Annotated in this window: 11 protein-coding genes and 3 pseudogenes; 3 read left to right on the top strand and 11 right to left on the bottom strand. The window is 62.5% G+C overall.

What is annotated here, in order from left to right; all coding sequences use genetic code 11:
* Nucleotides 1-15 precede the first annotated feature (15 nt).
* From H9K75_RS05430 to H9K75_RS05420, 3 genes are read right to left on the bottom strand one after another with little or no spacing between them, the layout of a single operon-like run.
* Nucleotides 16-1,323 carry a M41 family metallopeptidase gene (locus tag H9K75_RS05430; RefSeq protein WP_187725051.1) on the bottom strand — a complete coding sequence of 436 codons (1,308 nt, stop codon included), beginning with the start codon at nt 1,321-1,323 and terminating at the stop codon, nt 16-18.
* Entirely contained in the window at nt 1,271-2,080 is an 810-nt protein-coding gene (locus H9K75_RS05425; protein ID WP_187725050.1) for an ATP-binding protein, read from the bottom strand. The genes H9K75_RS05430 and H9K75_RS05425 overlap by 53 nt, the downstream gene beginning before the upstream one ends.
* An 11-nt stretch (nt 2,081-2,091) precedes the next feature.
* Nucleotides 2,092-2,346, bottom strand: a complete 255-nt coding sequence (locus tag H9K75_RS05420) for a hypothetical protein (RefSeq protein ID WP_187725049.1) — start codon at nt 2,344-2,346, stop codon at nt 2,092-2,094.
* A gap of 581 nt (nt 2,347-2,927) precedes the next feature.
* Between H9K75_RS05420 and H9K75_RS05415 the strand changes: the two genes are divergently transcribed.
* Entirely contained in the window at nt 2,928-3,578 is a 651-nt protein-coding gene (locus tag H9K75_RS05415) for a hemerythrin domain-containing protein (RefSeq protein WP_226858539.1), read from the top strand.
* A gap of 146 nt (nt 3,579-3,724) precedes the next feature.
* Complete coding sequence (locus tag H9K75_RS05410; protein WP_187725048.1) at nt 3,725-4,261, top strand: TFIIB-type zinc ribbon-containing protein; 537 nt, start codon at nt 3,725-3,727, stop codon at nt 4,259-4,261.
* Nucleotides 4,262-4,323: 62 nt separating this feature from the next.
* Here the strand turns inward: H9K75_RS05410 and H9K75_RS05405 are convergent.
* The 5 genes and pseudogenes from H9K75_RS05405 to H9K75_RS05385 all read right to left on the bottom strand — a co-directional run bounded on the left by H9K75_RS05405 (nt 4,324) and on the right by H9K75_RS05385 (nt 10,856).
* Nucleotides 4,324-5,426, bottom strand: a pseudogene (locus H9K75_RS05405) (tartrate dehydrogenase).
* A 96-nt stretch (nt 5,427-5,522) separates the two neighbouring features.
* Nucleotides 5,523-7,073, bottom strand: coding sequence for a PepSY domain-containing protein (locus tag H9K75_RS05400; RefSeq protein WP_187725047.1), 1,551 nt, complete (start codon nt 7,071-7,073; stop codon nt 5,523-5,525).
* A gap of 10 nt (nt 7,074-7,083) precedes the next feature.
* Nucleotides 7,084-9,191 (bottom strand): annotated as a pseudogene (locus tag H9K75_RS05395) (TonB-dependent receptor).
* A 288-nt stretch (nt 9,192-9,479) separates the two neighbouring features.
* Nucleotides 9,480-9,857: a DUF2946 family protein gene (locus H9K75_RS05390; RefSeq protein WP_187725046.1), complete on the bottom strand. Its 378-nt coding sequence runs from the start codon at nt 9,855-9,857 to the stop codon at nt 9,480-9,482.
* 78 nt (nt 9,858-9,935) lie between these two features.
* On the bottom strand, nt 9,936-10,856 hold the full coding sequence (locus tag H9K75_RS05385; RefSeq protein ID WP_187725045.1) for an EamA family transporter: 921 nt from the start codon (nt 10,854-10,856) through the stop codon (nt 9,936-9,938).
* Between the two features lie 133 nt (nt 10,857-10,989).
* Here H9K75_RS05385 and H9K75_RS05380 point away from each other — a divergent pair, with 133 nt between their 5' ends.
* On the top strand, nt 10,990-11,481 hold the full coding sequence (locus H9K75_RS05380; RefSeq protein WP_187725923.1) for an Lrp/AsnC family transcriptional regulator: 492 nt from the start codon (nt 10,990-10,992) through the stop codon (nt 11,479-11,481).
* Between the two features lie 35 nt (nt 11,482-11,516).
* On the opposite strand, the pseudogene H9K75_RS05375 reads toward H9K75_RS05380, so the two are convergent.
* The 3 genes and pseudogenes from H9K75_RS05375 to H9K75_RS05365 form a co-directional block, all read right to left on the bottom strand.
* Nucleotides 11,517-11,962, bottom strand: a pseudogene (locus H9K75_RS05375) (GatB/YqeY domain-containing protein).
* A 318-nt stretch (nt 11,963-12,280) separates the two neighbouring features.
* A complete protein-coding gene (gene rpsU, locus H9K75_RS05370) occupies nt 12,281-12,493 on the bottom strand; it encodes a 30S ribosomal protein S21 (RefSeq protein ID WP_007833691.1) in 213 nt (70 codons plus the stop codon).
* 212 nt (nt 12,494-12,705) lie between these two features.
* Nucleotides 12,706-13,920 (bottom strand): MFS transporter, encoded by a 1,215-nt coding sequence (locus tag H9K75_RS05365; protein ID WP_226858538.1) that lies wholly within the window; start codon nt 13,918-13,920, stop codon nt 12,706-12,708.
* Between the last annotated feature and the right edge of the window lie 35 nt (nt 13,921-13,955).

Below are 13,955 nucleotides of genomic sequence, written 5' to 3'. Positions count from 1 at the left end.
GAGCGCCCGGGTTTGTCACTTTGCCGCGATCATCGTCTGAACCTCTTTGTTGACAAAACGCTTCCAGGCGGCGTCCCAGGGTTCGAGCGCATCGTTGCGAGCGTGAAGCTCAAGCCCGGTGACTTGTCCAAACTGCCTGGCATCCACGAAACCCTGGGCCATCAACGCGGCCACCAAACGCTCAAACGGAACGCGCGCATCACAAAGCAGTTGCTTTGCGCGTGCCAGTTCGGCCTGTAGCGTCGATTCGATTGCCGCATTGCTGGCTTCGATGTCGGTGTTCACATGCTGCTCGACATCGTGCGTGACATCGCTGCGGCTCAGCCGCTCGCCCATCGCCCAATGACGGTGATAGCGCGCCGCGTGGCGCGTCGCACTGCTCAGGTCTTCCTCCGCGCCGGTGGACACCGCGTCCTCCCCGAACACCCAGATCTCGGCCGCGCGACCGGCAAGCGTCGTGCAGATTTCGTCACGTGCCATGCGCCGTGATTCGGCCACGCGCGGTGCATAGCTCGCATAGCCACCCTCGAACGAGGCGACGTTGATGCGCACGTCGGTAGGCGCGCAATGATTGAGCAGGGCATAGACCAGACCGTGTCCGGCTTCGTGCACCGCCAGCAGCGCCCGGAAGTCGGGCTGCGCGCGCTGGCGCAGCGTATCGATCTCCAGATGCAGCGCGAGGCTTTGCTCGGCGACAACCGCAGCATCCGCAGCGTGGTTCAGCAAACGCATGACCAACTGTTTGCCATCGGCACTCATGTCGAGTTGCAGCTTGCACTGTTCGCGCAAAGGCGACGATGCCGATTGCGCCAGTTTCTGCAGGCTCCATACCGCGGCGCTGCCAAGGCTCGGGCCGAGCACCGCGTGCACGGTGGAGAACACCGGACGCGTGCCCTGCACCGGAAACACCGCGTTCTGGTAGAGCGTGCGCAGCACCGATGGCGTGAGCTCGATGTCCAGACCGAGCGTGGCGCGCACGGCCTCGACCTGCCGAGCGCAGGCATCGGCGATCAGCCGTTCATACGCATTGCGATCCAGCGAAGGAAACACCAGATGCTGATTGCCCAGACGTGCGACCTGCTCGGGCCGCAAGCGCTCGGCGAGCGCCTCCTTCACGTCGATGGTCGAGAGTCGCCGGGTAAACGCGTGGAACACATCGGCATCGGTATCACAGTCCTGAACACGCTTGGCGACGCCCTGGTACATCTCGTCGAGGTTGCCCGTCACGAGAATCAGCAGCTTGCTGTGGTCGGTGCCCCAGCGCGACGGATCATTGCGGAACTGCTCGAGTTGCTGCTGCACCTGCTCGGGCGTCCAGCGCATGATCTTGCATGATGGGCTCGCTGAGCTTGAGTGCTGCCTGCAGGTCGCGTGCATCGAAGGCAGAGAGATAAAACGGCGACTTCTGCCTGGGCTTTCTGCGCGGCGAATCCTGCGCGTTGTCGTCTTCTTCCTCATTGACCTTGTCCACGTGCGCCTGCATGGCCTCGTACTGGTGATACGCCTGTTCGAGTTCGATGCGGTCGAGCGCGTCCATCGGTGGCGACAGACGCCCGTCCGAGAGCAGCGCCCATACGTCCTGATAGCGCTTGACGGCAATGTCGTCGCCCTTGCGGTCACGCGTTCTGAAGCGCTGAAACTCGTCGAGCAGAAGAATGCCGGGCTGGCCTTCCACGATGGACGAGTTGGCGAGCATCGCGGAGATCGAATCGCGGCCCGCCGCACGTGAGCTGTTGCTGAAGCCGTCCATCTGAACTTCGAGAAAACGGTTGTAAAAACCCAGCAATTGCGGCATGCGGCGCACGAGCTGGGTCTTGCCGGTACCCGTCAAACCCCATAGACAGACGATGACCGGACGGTCGATGACCTCGGGCAGCAAGTACCAGGCGCGCACCGAATCGATGAGTCGATCAATCAGCGAGTCGAGTCCGAAAAGCTCGGACTTCAGAGTGGTTGCGGTGATGTCCAGCACCTGCTGGCGCAGCGTCATGCGGTTGCCAAGCAGCGTCCGATCCTGGTTGCCGTGTTGCTCGTTGACGCGTGGTGCGAAATTCTTTGTGGCGGTTGTCGTTGTTTCCATGTTCTTTTTCTTTAGTCCCGGTTCTTGTCGAAAGCGTGACCGTTGACCGTCTGCTTGCGCAGTTCCACCTTGTCCGCGCGGCGCTGTGCGCCGTGGCTGCGGATGTGCTTGCCCGCGCCGCCAGATGCGGCGCGCAACGTCAATGCACGCGCCACGTGATTGCGCGGCGATGGCGGTGAAAGCTGCATGACCAGCGGCTGGCGCATGCGGCGAAGTTTCTTGGTCTGCCCTTGCGCGAAATCGCGCGAGAAAGTTTTTGCACTCATGTGCGCTCCGTAAATCGAAGTCCCGGCGGGCGCGAACACCCAGGCCAGAGCATCGACGGCCCGGGCGGACGAACGCGTGTTGAATCAAAAAATTCAAGTGACGCGTTGAACCAGCCGGGACGGATGGAGGCGCGTCAGGGTTGAGCGGTGTGGATCAAAAACTGAGTCATGGGCGGGTCTCCGGGAAGTCGTTTCGTTGGAGAGACAGGTTGGGCTTGGGCGGGATCATCTGCAATGGCAGGCCGGGCCGCAAGCGTCTGTGTGCTCAAGATATTTTTCTGGCATGCACAGAACAGGCGCAATTGTGACGGGCTTGTTTGCATCAGCGCAAGAGATCGTGGAGGCAATGACCGCGAGACATGGTGATTTCAAGGGTTTGAGTGGTTTGGAGGCAACAGACGGTTGCAGCGCACATCGAATTCATCATGCAAAGACTTGCGCTTTTTGAAGGCATCGGCCTCGGTGTGTCCGACATGTAGCCAGGGTGCAGTGGGACAGTGCCGCAGCCTGCTGTCTTACCCGGCTTGCTCGCTGCGTTGCATAAATTGCTTCAGGCTACTTCACCAGAGGACAAAAGCGCGATGAGTACCAGCAAGGCAGCAAAGACAACAACGAAGGCGACCAGCGCGACCACGCGGGTGTCTCCCGCCAAACGGTTGGAGCGTGCCGCAAAGGCCAGCGCCGTTGCCAAGGCCAGAAAGCTCGCGCCCGAGGTTCCTGCGCAGATGGGCAGTACCCCCAAGACGCGATTTCGCGGCAAGGAGGACATCTTCGGGCGGCTCGTCGAGGACCATGACCGCCATCGAGCCCTGCTCGCAATGATCTCCGCCACGCACGGCGAATCGGCGGATCGCAAGAAGCTGTTCAAAGAACTCGTACTGGAAATCAAGGGCCACGCCGCTGCGGAAGAACAGGCCTTATGGTCTTCCGTGATGCGCAACCCGAAAACCACCGAAGATGCACGTCACGCGGTGGGCGAGCATAAGGAAATGGACAAGCTGCTCGCCGATCTGGCCGCGCGAGACATGGCCTCCAGTGGCTGGCTGCGCCGCTTCGCAAAGGTGAAGGACGAGTACCTGCACCACATGCGCGAGGAGGAGCAGGAGCAGTTCCTGCACGCGCAGAAATATTTGACGCCAGACGACCTGCGCCATCTGAGGCGCGTGTTTGAAGAACGCAAGCGCGTGGAGAAGGCGGGCGCGGTGATCAAGAAGAAGATTCGTCTGAAATGAGCGCGCGCGCGTTGCCATTTGAATCAATGAGTTCCCATAGAATGACCTGAAACCAAATTCGTTCAGGGATCTGCCAGCGACGCAGTCCCCAGGTTGTCAAGAGAGGAAATTCAATGCTTTGCTGCGGTTGCCACACGGGCACCTTGATGCCCGCCCGGATCGAGGAAACCGGACCGGCCAGTTATCAGTGCAACCAATGTAGTGGTGCACTGCTTTCTCTGGCGCCGTATCTGGATTGGGTCAAGGGCGCGCGCACTTCGGACATGGCGGCTGCGGAGGCGGTCTCATTTGAAGGTGCCGACGCCAGTGATACCAAGCGTGCATTGCCGTGCCCCAAATGCAGTCGCATCATGCTGCGTTTCAACGTGCTGGCCGACAAGGCGCATGGCCTGGATTTCTGCTTCCACTGCGAAGAAGTGTGGCTTGACGCCGGTGAGTGGCAGTATTTGAAGGCACACGGGCTGCACACCCGCATCACGAGCATTTCCACCGACCCTTATCAGCGTCGTCTGCGTGATCAGGCAGTTCGCGAATCCGCGCTCCAACGCTTTCGTGCGACCATTGGGGACGAAGAATTCAACGAGGTTGAAAAGTTTGCGACCTGGTTGAAAAAACAGCCCACGCGAGAGGCCATCTTGCGGCATTTGAATAGCGAAGTACGCGAGTCAGGCAGACCGAGCTGAAACGGCAGAAGATTTCTCGAAATCTCCTCCCGCCCCGATTGCGCTGATGCAGCAGCGCCCAATCACAGCGCCATGATCCGCGCCGCAATCGCCTGGCCCACGTCGGTCGTGTTGGCATCGCCGCCCAGATCCGGTGTCAACGGGCCGGTCTTGATGACTTCCTCAATGGCTTTGAGGATTGCGTCGTGCGCGGCCCGGCCCGCGCCTTCGCCGTGGGTGAGGAAGTCGAGCATCATTGCACCGGACCAGATTATCGCGATGGGGTTGGCGATGTTCTTGCCGTAGATGTCGGGCGCGGAGCCGTGCACCGGCTCGAACAGCGACGGAAAATTACGATCCGGATTCAGGTTGGCCGATGGGCCAGGCCGATGGTGCCGGTGGTTGCGGGACCGAGGTCGGAGAGGATGTCACCGAACAGATTGGTTGCGGCCACCACGTCGAAGCGGTCGGGCTGGAGCACGAAGCGCGCGGTGAGGATGTCGATGTGCTGCTTGTCCAGCGTGATTCCCGGATAGCTTCTGGCCACGTCTTCCGCGCGCTTGTCCCACCAGGGCATGCTGATGGCGATGCCATTGCTCTTGGTGGCGAGCGTCACGTGTTTCTTGTGACGACTCTGGGCCAGATCGAAGGCGTATTTCAGCAAGCGGTCGGCACCCTTGCGTGAATACACCGATTCCTGAATCACGATCTCGCGTTCCGTGCCCTCGAACATGATGCCTCCGAGCGACGTGTATTCACCTTCGGTGTTCTCGCGCACCACGTAGTAGTCGATGTCGCCGGGCTTGCGGTTGGCGAGCGGGCAGGGCACGCCCTCGAACAGGCGCACCGGGCGCAGGTTGATGTACTGATCGAATTCGCGGCGGAACTTGAGCAGCGAACCCCAGAGCGACACGTGATCGGGCACCGTGGCAGGCCAGCCGACGGCGCCGAAGAACAGCGCGTCAAACCCCTGTAGTTGGGCCTTCCAGTCATCGGGCATCATCTTGCCGTGCTCGGCGTAGTAGTCGCAGTGCGCCCAGTCGAAGTGCTCAAATTCGAGCGTCATATTGAATCTTCTTGCTGCGGCCTGGAGGGCGCGCAGGCCTTCGGGCATGACCTCACGGCCGATGCCGTCACCGGGTAGAACTGCGATGCGGAAGCTTTTGGTGGTGCTGGCGTTGCTCATGGGCGGTCTCGTGAGTTGAGGGACGAACCACGGTAGTTTGCAATAAAAACGACATCCATAGAAACCGCCCGATGGAAACGCGATCTTTCACGGCCTTCACGATTTGCGTCTGACAACGCGCAGTTTCATCCCCAGCCTGCGCCAGCCGATCACCACACCGGTCAGGCTCAGCACCGTACCGCCCAGGCTCAGGACGATCATCACGATGTCCCAGAGCGGGCGGCGCTCCAGCAAGGGCAGCCAGTCCCAACTGTGCAACATCGCGAACAGCCAGCGGTTGGTGCGACGGGTGCTGTCCGTGCGTCCCAGCACGGCGCCGGTATGGGGATCGATATGCACCCAGGTGCGATGCGCGTCGTCGAAGACCACGCGCAGTACCGGCAGCGGCTTGTCGGCGCCGCCGGTCATGGTGTGTGCATCGCGTGAGTAGTAGTAAAGGTCGTAGGCTGAGAGCCGCTCGACGCGCGCCACCGGATCGGGCAGCAGCCGCGCCGCGGCGCGTTGCAGCGCTTCGTCGTCAATCGAGCGTGCCTGCGCGGTCTGGCTGTCGAGTAGCGTGGGCTGGCCAGCGGCACCCTGCGCGAACACCGTGGTCTGGCCCAGCGTGCGTGCCCAGCGCAACTCGCGCACCGCGCCGTGGGCAGCAGCGGCGGCAAGCAATGCCTCTGGCGCGGCGTCCCGCGCCGTGATCATCAACGGGCCACCTTGCAGCGCTTCGGTATTCAACGGCGGCGCGCCGTTGTCGAAAATACGCCAGGGGTTCATCGACATCAGGCCGCTGAAAATCCAGGTCATGGTCACGAGCGCAAACAGCAGTCCGGAGATGTGATGCCAGCGCATCATGCTGGATTGATACGGGGTGCGTGCGCCGCTGCGATAGGGCCGCGTGAAGCGCCAGCGCAGAATGCCGACGATGGTGCCCGTCAGCGCCATCGCGATGCCGAGGATCGACAGCCAGTTCACGATGTCGGTCCAATACTTGTCGAAGACATTGCCGCGAAACGGATACAGCCAGTGAATCCATGCACCGGCATAGTTCCAGAGGCGTTCGGCGCGAGGCGCATCGCGCACCACTTCGCCCGTGCGGCCCGATACGTAGAGCAGCGTGGCATCGGCATCGTCCAGTTGCACGCGGTGCAGTGGCCGGTGCGCGTCCAGACCCCGGGAATGGGTGAAGGCGTCTTCATCGATCACGCCCCGATGGGCAAGCCTCACGTCCGGGCCCGCATAGGCAGCGGCGCTTGCCAGCGCGAGGCGCTCATCGACGGATTCGAGTCGCGCACCGGTATGTGCATCGATGGTGATCACGCCGCTGCCGGGCGGCGCTGCCCGGCGCGGGCCGGGCGCTGGGGCAGCGGCCTGCGGTACCGCGAGATAGACCATACGGCCACCGCTGGATGCGGCGAATCGCAGGGTTTTCAAGGGTCCCGTGATACCGGCTGCGTCCAGTGCCTCGCGCGGCGTCATCACTGAGCTGGCCGTCCCCAGCGGCGGCAGGTGTTGCAGGCGCTCGGCCTCGGTGAGCTTGGGGTAGCCCACGTACATCATCACCACCCCCGAGACGAACCACATCGCAAAGAATATGCAGGCGACGATGCCGAACCAGCGGTGGATCAGAAACAGCCAGCGCTTTGCATGAATTCGCATGGCGCTTCTCCTAGAACGCCACGCGCACGCTGAGGTCTGCCGTGCGCGGCGCACCGAGATACGCCATGGTGCTCGTGAGATTGGCTGCGTAGCGCTTGTCCGTCGCATTGCGGACTCGCCCGACGACGGTCACGTTGCGGTTCACGCGGTAGCTCAGGCCCAGATCCAGCAGCGTGTAGGACGGCCAGCTCAGCGTGTTGGCGGCGTCTGCATAAACCTTGCCGACATGGCGTATGCCGATGTTGCCCTGCAACGCCGGTGTGAATGTGTACGACGTCCAGAGGTTTGCCACCGTGGATGGCGTGTTGGTCGGCGTCCTTCCGGCCAGCGATACACCGCCCTGTTGGTAGTTCTCGTAGCGTGCATCGACATAGCTCGCATTGCCCTGGATCGACCAGCGCCGCGTGGGCTGCAAGCCGACCGCCAGCTCCACGCCCTTGGACGACTGCTCGCCCACCAGTACCGTGAGCGCGCTGTTGTTCGGGTCCTGTGTGGCGATGTTCTTGCGGGTGATGTGATAGGCGGCCAGCGTTGCCGTGCCCTTGCCCTCCCAGAAGTCGAGCTTGGTGCCGAACTCCCACTGGCGGCCAGTGGTGAGTTCGCTGTTGTTGCGCACGTCGGCGAACGACGCGGTTGACAGGACACCCGATGGCGGATCGGCAGCGGTTGCGTATTGAGCGTAGAGATTCGCGCCCGGCGCGACGTCCCAGACGAGGCCGACGCGACCGGTCGTCGGGTGATATCCGCGCTCGAAGTCTGCGGGATTGGCCGCAGTGACCTCGCGCCGGTTCGTCAGATCGAGATCGATGCGTTCGTGCCGCAGCGCGGTGACCAGATTCAGCGTGGGCGTGAGAGCCGTGCGGTTTTCCAGATACAGCGCGGCCGTGGTGACCTTGTTGTCGCGGTCGGCGCGAAAGCCCGGTGCCATGCCCGGTATGTCGAAAAAATTCTCGGTGGCAAAGTGATAGGGATCGACGGTGCTGACCGTGCCGGACAGGCTGTTGGGAAACGGGTCTGCCGGTTGACGCTCACATCGAGCCCGAACGCCCAGTCGCTGCGACGACCGGCGAGCTGGCCCTGATACGCGCCTTCGATGCGGTCGCCGACGAGCCTCTGGTCGTGCCGCTGCAGCAAAGTGCTCGAACGGATGACGGCGGTGTTGCCGGGATTGAAGCGGTAGCTCTCGACGTTGCGGTAGTCGCGCAACGCGTCATAGACATAGAAGGTGTTCTTCACCTGAAACGCACCAGACACGCGCCAATCCGCAACGGAGCGCAGCCACTGCACACGCTGGGCGTACAGGCCATCGGCACTGTTGTAGTTCTTGAAGCGCGTTGCGTCGTCGATGTGCAGCGTCCCGGCAAGCGGGTTGAGCAGCGGTGTGCCCCAATATGGGCGATCGACCTTTTCGTCCTGGAATTCGTAGGCCAGCGTATGCGTGAAGTCACGCCCGATCACGGACAGCAGCGACGCCGCGAGCTGGGTTGACCGGCTGCCGGTTCCGTCGGTCCATCCATCGGCATCACGGTGGTTCAGGTCGATGCGCGCATAGTGATCCGCACTGCCCGAGCCATCACCGGCAATGCGCCGGTTCAGGCCGATGGAAGCCTCTTTCAAGCCGTTCGAGCCCAGGCGCAATTGCCCCTCCGAAATGTCGTAGCGCTCGGGAAGCTTGGTGATGTAGTTGATCGTGCCGCCGACGCCGCCCGCGCCATACAGAAAGCTCGATGCGCCGCCGATGGCCTCCACGCGGTCGTAGATCCAGCTGTCCACGGGCCGCGCTGCGATGCTGTACTGCACGTTGATGCCGTTGAAAAGCTGGCTCAGCGATGACCCGCTGAAGCCGCGGTAACTCACGCCGATGTTGCCTGGCGCGTTGTGTGCGGTGACGCCGGGAATCGAGCGCAGGACTTCCTGCGTGTCCTGTGCGCCGCGCGCTTCGATGGCGGCGCGATCAACCACCGTGACCGTGGCAGGCGTCTCACGTGGCGTCAGGCCGAGTCGGCTCGCGGTGCCAGAAGGCGTGTCGAGGTTCAACTTGCCGTTGGCCTCGGGCGCGGATTCTTCCGTGACGACGACGGTGGGCAGCGTCGCCGGTTCGGACTGTGCATGAACCATTGCAGGGGCTGCGCCCAGCGCAATCGCGCAAAGGCTTGATGCCAGAACCGTCTGACGGAAGGCGGGCGCGGTGTGGTTGGGCTGTCGGAAGGTTGACTCATCAACACTGGTGGCGAGCGGTCCTGCCGCTGCGGCAAGAGAGCGTGGAACGAATTGCATGGGGATCTGCCTGGGAAAATGGGCGAAGCGAGCAGCGCAGGCGCTCGTCGATTTCGTGATCGTCACGGAAGGGGCAGCCGCGGCAGCCGAGCGCCGTTGAACGGCGCGCGCACCTGCGCACGAAGGCGGTCAGCCCGGCGATACAGGATCAGGAAAGAAACGAAGGGGGCCGCGCGGCGGCAGCGGCGCGCCGACCAGTGCGGCAATGTGCGCCGCGACAATTGGCCGCAAAGCGTATGCAAGCGGCTGGGACATTTCTGCGCGCAGGTTCACGGGCGACGGAGGCAGGGTTGCCGCCAGACACATCGGGCAGTCGAGCGTGTGGTGACCCATGTGGGCCGCGCCGTCATCGTCGATGAGGACGACCTTCATGCTCCCGTCGGAGGAGCAGACCATTTCCATGGATTCGGGATGCATCACCGGTGAAGCGATGGCAACGCCCAGCGTCAATACAAACCACGCCAGCACGAGGCGGATCAGCATTGAAGAGGTGCGCAAGGCATTCATGGCGCGCCATTATGGCAGCAGTTCATGACCATTCCGGTCAGGTGTTGCCGCGTGAGTCCATTTGACTCCATGGCGCTTTCAGGTTGCGGCAGCCGGTTTGTGGTGGGCGGGCTTGTTTTCCGTGGTCTTCACCGGCTCGGGCCGCGCCGTCAGCGCGCTGCCCATCGCCGCGCACATGATGATGCCGATGGCCGACCATTGGGTCAGCGTGAGGTTTTCATGCAGCAGCAACATGCCGGCCAGCGCGGCGACCGCAGGTTCGGTGGCAAGCATGGTGGAGAACGCGCTGTGTGACAGACGCTTGAGTGCGAACATTTCCAGCGAGTAGGGAATCGCGCTAGACACCGCAGCTACCACGAGGCCATATATCAGCAGCGAGGGTGTGAGCAGCTTGGCTCCCGCCTCGGCGATGCCGAAGGGCACGACCACGAAAGCCGCCGAAAGCAAGCCCAGCGACACGACCATGCCGCCGTGCATGTGACCGGTGCGCTTGCCAAGCACGATGTAGCCAGCCCAGCAGACCGACGCCGCAATCGCGTACGCGAGGCCTACGGGATCCAGCGTGCCCACCTGCGCGCCGAACAGCGGCAGGATGAGCAGCAGAAACAATCCCACGACGGCCAGACCGAGCCACACCAGATCGAGCGGGCGGCGCGAGGTCCAGACGGCCACCGAGAGCGGGCCGATGAACTCGATGGCCACGGTCACGCCGAATGGAAGGCGCTTGATCGCCATGTAGAACAGCAGGTTCATGAGCCCGAGCACGGCACCGAAGATCACGATCTGCCGGATGTTGGCGCGTGTCGGCCCGAAGCGCCAGGGCCGCCAGATGGCCAGCAGCAGCAAGGCCGAAAAACCCACGCGCAACGCCGTCGTGCCCTGTGCTCCGATCACCGGAAACAGATGTTTGGCGAAACTGGTGCCGACGCACAGCGACGTGACCGATCCGAGCACGGCCAGCGAGGGCAGCAGTCGCTGCAGGAGGGAATCATGGGACATGGGCGAGATAATATTGCGTGCGCTTGTGGTGAATTGCGATTTTTTGCGCATTCAAACGCAACTTTCACTCGTTCTTTTTATTGTTCTTTCTTCTTCTTCTTCTTCTTCTGCACCCTGGGACCGTCTTCACATGATGAACCGCGAACCTCTTGTGGACCCGTTTGATGAGGCCATTCTGGCCATCCTCCAGTCAAACAATCTCACACCCCAGCGTGAGATTGCCGATCACGTGCATCTGTCGCCCGCTGCGGTGCAACGGCGCATCCGCCGATTGCAGGACAGCGGCGTGATTGCGTCCAACGTGGCGGTACTCGATCCCGAGGCGCTGGGCAGGCCGCTGACCATCTTCATCGCGGTGCAACTGGTGAACGAGCTGGACGCGCTCACGGCAGGGTTTCGCGCACGCGTTGCGGCCGAGCCCGCTGTCCAGCAGTGCTACAGCGTGACCGGGGATACCGACTATCTGCTGATCGTCACCGCATCGGACATGCAGGAATACCAGGCGCTGACGCGACGCCTGTTCGATGGCGACCAGAACATTCAACGCTTCACCACGTCGATTGCGCTGGCGACCCTCAAGCGCGGCCTGCAACTGCCGTTGGCGCAGTCTCGTGCTGGTTCGTGACTGACGCGGCGACGGTTTTGCCTAGGAAAAAATCGTCAGCCCGCGAGCGCGGCCTTGACGGCGGCGGACACCTGGCCCATGTCGGCCTTGCCTGCGAGCCTGGTTTTCACCGCGCCCATCACCTTGCCCATGTCGCCGGGCCGGAAGCGCCCAGTTCGGTGACGATGGCATTCACCGCGGCGGTCACTTCTTCGGCCGACATGCGCTGCGGCAGGTAGACCTCGAGCACCTTCAATTCGGCCTTTTCCTTGTCGGCCAGATCCTGGCGACCACCGGCTTCGAACTGGGTGATGCTGTCCTTGCGCTGCTTGATGAGCTTGTCGATGATGGAGACGATGGCGGTGTCGTCGAGGTCGATGCGTTCGTCGACTTCTTTTTGCTTCATGGCGGCCTGGAGCAGGCGGATGGTGCCGAGGCGTTCGGAGTCCTTTGCCCGCATAGCCGTCTTCATGTCTTCCGTAATTCTTTCCTTCAAGGTCATATTTGCTCCTGTTTTTTGGGGGTTACGAAGCCTGATGGCTTCGATTGGTGAATCGTGCCAGGGCGTCAATACGAGCCTTCATGCGTTGTTGCGCAACCTTGCCGTACAAGAGTACTGTCTGCGGTTGCGACGCCTAGCCTGAAGGCTCGTATTGTCGTTGTGGCTGGGTGATCGGGGGCTCTTTGTGCTGCTTGCGCCAATGTTCAATGCGGGGGCGGAGGCAGGGGGCAGGGTGTTTGCTTTTTTGAAAACAAAAAAGCCGCGCTTGGCGTCCCTAGCGCGGCTTCTGGCGTGTTGATGAACTCGCCGAGCTGTGGATTAGTACAGCTTCTTGGGCAGTTGCATGCTGCGAACGCGCTTGTAGTGACGCTTGACGGCGGCGGCCTTCTTGCGCTTGCGCTCGGCGGTTGGCTTTTCGTAGAACTCGCGGGCGCGCAGGTCGGTCAGCAGGCCGAGCTTTTCGATGGTGCGCTTGAAACGGCGCAGCGCTACGTCAAAGGGTTCGTTTTCTTTTACACGGATGGTGGTCATTAGCTAATGTTTTCCAAGGGGTGCCGCGAGAGGGTTTTCGGGAAGATCGGGCCTAAAAACCATGCACGGCGGATTTGCTCCGCTTATGAAACTAGTATTGGCCAGCGGAGCTATTGCCAGCAAAGCCCAATATTATAGCGGCCAAAAAAGAGATGGCAAGTCGCTCCCACTTTGGGAGCGCTCTCGCCCGCGCCGACAGTCCGTGGCAACGATCAGGCCGTTGTCTTTGCCCGGCCCATCCAAAGTGCCGTGATCGCCAGCATCTGCAGGGCCAATGCGCCCACGAAAAACCCCAGATGAGAGGCATCGACCTTGAGCAGGATTGCGAAGGTCAGCGGTGCAAATGCATAGAGCGCCTGCGAGACAGCGACGATCAGCGCCACCACGCGGGCCACGTCTGCCGAGGCGAAGTCCGCCTGCGCGATCAACGGCGGCAGCGAAATCGCGTTGCCGAGGCCGGCGCCAAACAGCACCAGTCCGCACCACAGTGGCAGGCCCGACTGCGTGGCGGTCATCAGCAACATCACGCCGCACATCTGCATGGCAAAACTCGCGCAGCTCAGCAAGCGGCGCTCCCGGGTGTTGGTGACCGCCCTGGCGAACAGCGTGCGGCCCAGCACCGCGCAGGCGGTCATCAGGGTCATGCTCCAGCCCGCGCCCTGTGTGCCCAGCATCGGCACGAGCAGCAAATACAGGTGCGACACCAGCCCGCTTTGTGCAAACAGCGAAAGCGACATGGCGGCTGCGAGCGTCAGGAATTGCGGGCTTTTCCAGAGCGCCCGACCGGGCAGCGAGGCGATACGCGACGCCGGCGTGGAGGACATTTTCGCGCCTTGGGATGGCTCGCCAGCGGGCAGGTCATCCACATTCTGGCCCAGCGCCTCGGGCGTGAAGTTCAGCACGCGCTGTGTCAGCCAGATCATCACCAGCAACATGCCGACGCTGATGATGCCGGCGGCAGCGGGAAAGCCGAATTGCGCGATCAGCAGGCTCCACAGCGGCGCGAACACCATTCCGCCGACACTCGCGCCGTTGTAGGCCCGGGACAGCGCCACTGGCCGCTTGCGCTCGAACCACGGCGCGATCATCGCGTTGATGCCTGCGGCGCTCATCGTCACCCAGCCTGCGCCGCTCAGGATCGCCGCCGCAAACAATTGCCAGGGCTGGCGCGCCAACGACCAGCCGACGACGCCGAGCGCCAGCGCAAATGCACCGGTCAGCGTGATGCGCGGAACACCGTGGCGCGCGTGCAGTTTCGGCAGGCGCGAGACGACGAAGGCTCCAAAAAGATAGTGCAGCGTGATCGCCGCCGAGACCAGCGACACCGACCACTGGTTGGCCGACACGACCGCGTGCAGAAAGATCGGTGGACCATAGAAGCCCATGCCCCAGCCCAGCAGGCCGGACACGAAAGCGGCGCGCACCACGACATCGCCGTGAAAGCGCCGTCGTCGCGGTGCGG

The organism is Diaphorobacter aerolatus (assembly GCF_014489535.1).
Lineage (GTDB): Bacteria > Pseudomonadota > Gammaproteobacteria > Burkholderiales > Burkholderiaceae_C > Diaphorobacter_A > Diaphorobacter_A aerolatus.
The sequence above is the reverse complement of the archived record's forward strand: the minus strand, read 5'-3'. Positions and strand labels throughout refer to the sequence as shown.

Coding starts and splice junctions, on each gene's coding strand:
- H9K75_RS05425 (WP_187725050.1), bottom strand. CDS start 2,080: ATGGAAACAACGACAACCGCCACAAAGAATTTCGCACCACGCGTCAAC.
- H9K75_RS05420 (WP_187725049.1), bottom strand. CDS start 2,346: ATGAGTGCAAAAACTTTCTCGCGCGATTTCGCGCAAGGGCAGACCAAG.
- H9K75_RS05385 (WP_187725045.1), bottom strand. CDS start 10,856: ATGTCCCATGATTCCCTCCTGCAGCGACTGCTGCCCTCGCTGGCCGTG.
- H9K75_RS05415 (WP_226858539.1), top strand. CDS start 2,928: ATGAGTACCAGCAAGGCAGCAAAGACAACAACGAAGGCGACCAGCGCG.
- H9K75_RS05430 (WP_187725051.1), bottom strand. CDS start 1,323: ATGCGCTGGACGCCCGAGCAGGTGCAGCAGCAACTCGAGCAGTTCCGC.
- rpsU (WP_007833691.1), bottom strand. CDS start 12,493: ATGACCACCATCCGTGTAAAAGAAAACGAACCCTTTGACGTAGCGCTG.
- H9K75_RS05390 (WP_187725046.1), bottom strand. CDS start 9,857: ATGAATGCCTTGCGCACCTCTTCAATGCTGATCCGCCTCGTGCTGGCG.
- H9K75_RS05410 (WP_187725048.1), top strand. CDS start 3,725: ATGCCCGCCCGGATCGAGGAAACCGGACCGGCCAGTTATCAGTGCAAC.
- H9K75_RS05380 (WP_187725923.1), top strand. CDS start 10,990: ATGAACCGCGAACCTCTTGTGGACCCGTTTGATGAGGCCATTCTGGCC.
- H9K75_RS05400 (WP_187725047.1), bottom strand. CDS start 7,073: ATGCGAATTCATGCAAAGCGCTGGCTGTTTCTGATCCACCGCTGGTTC.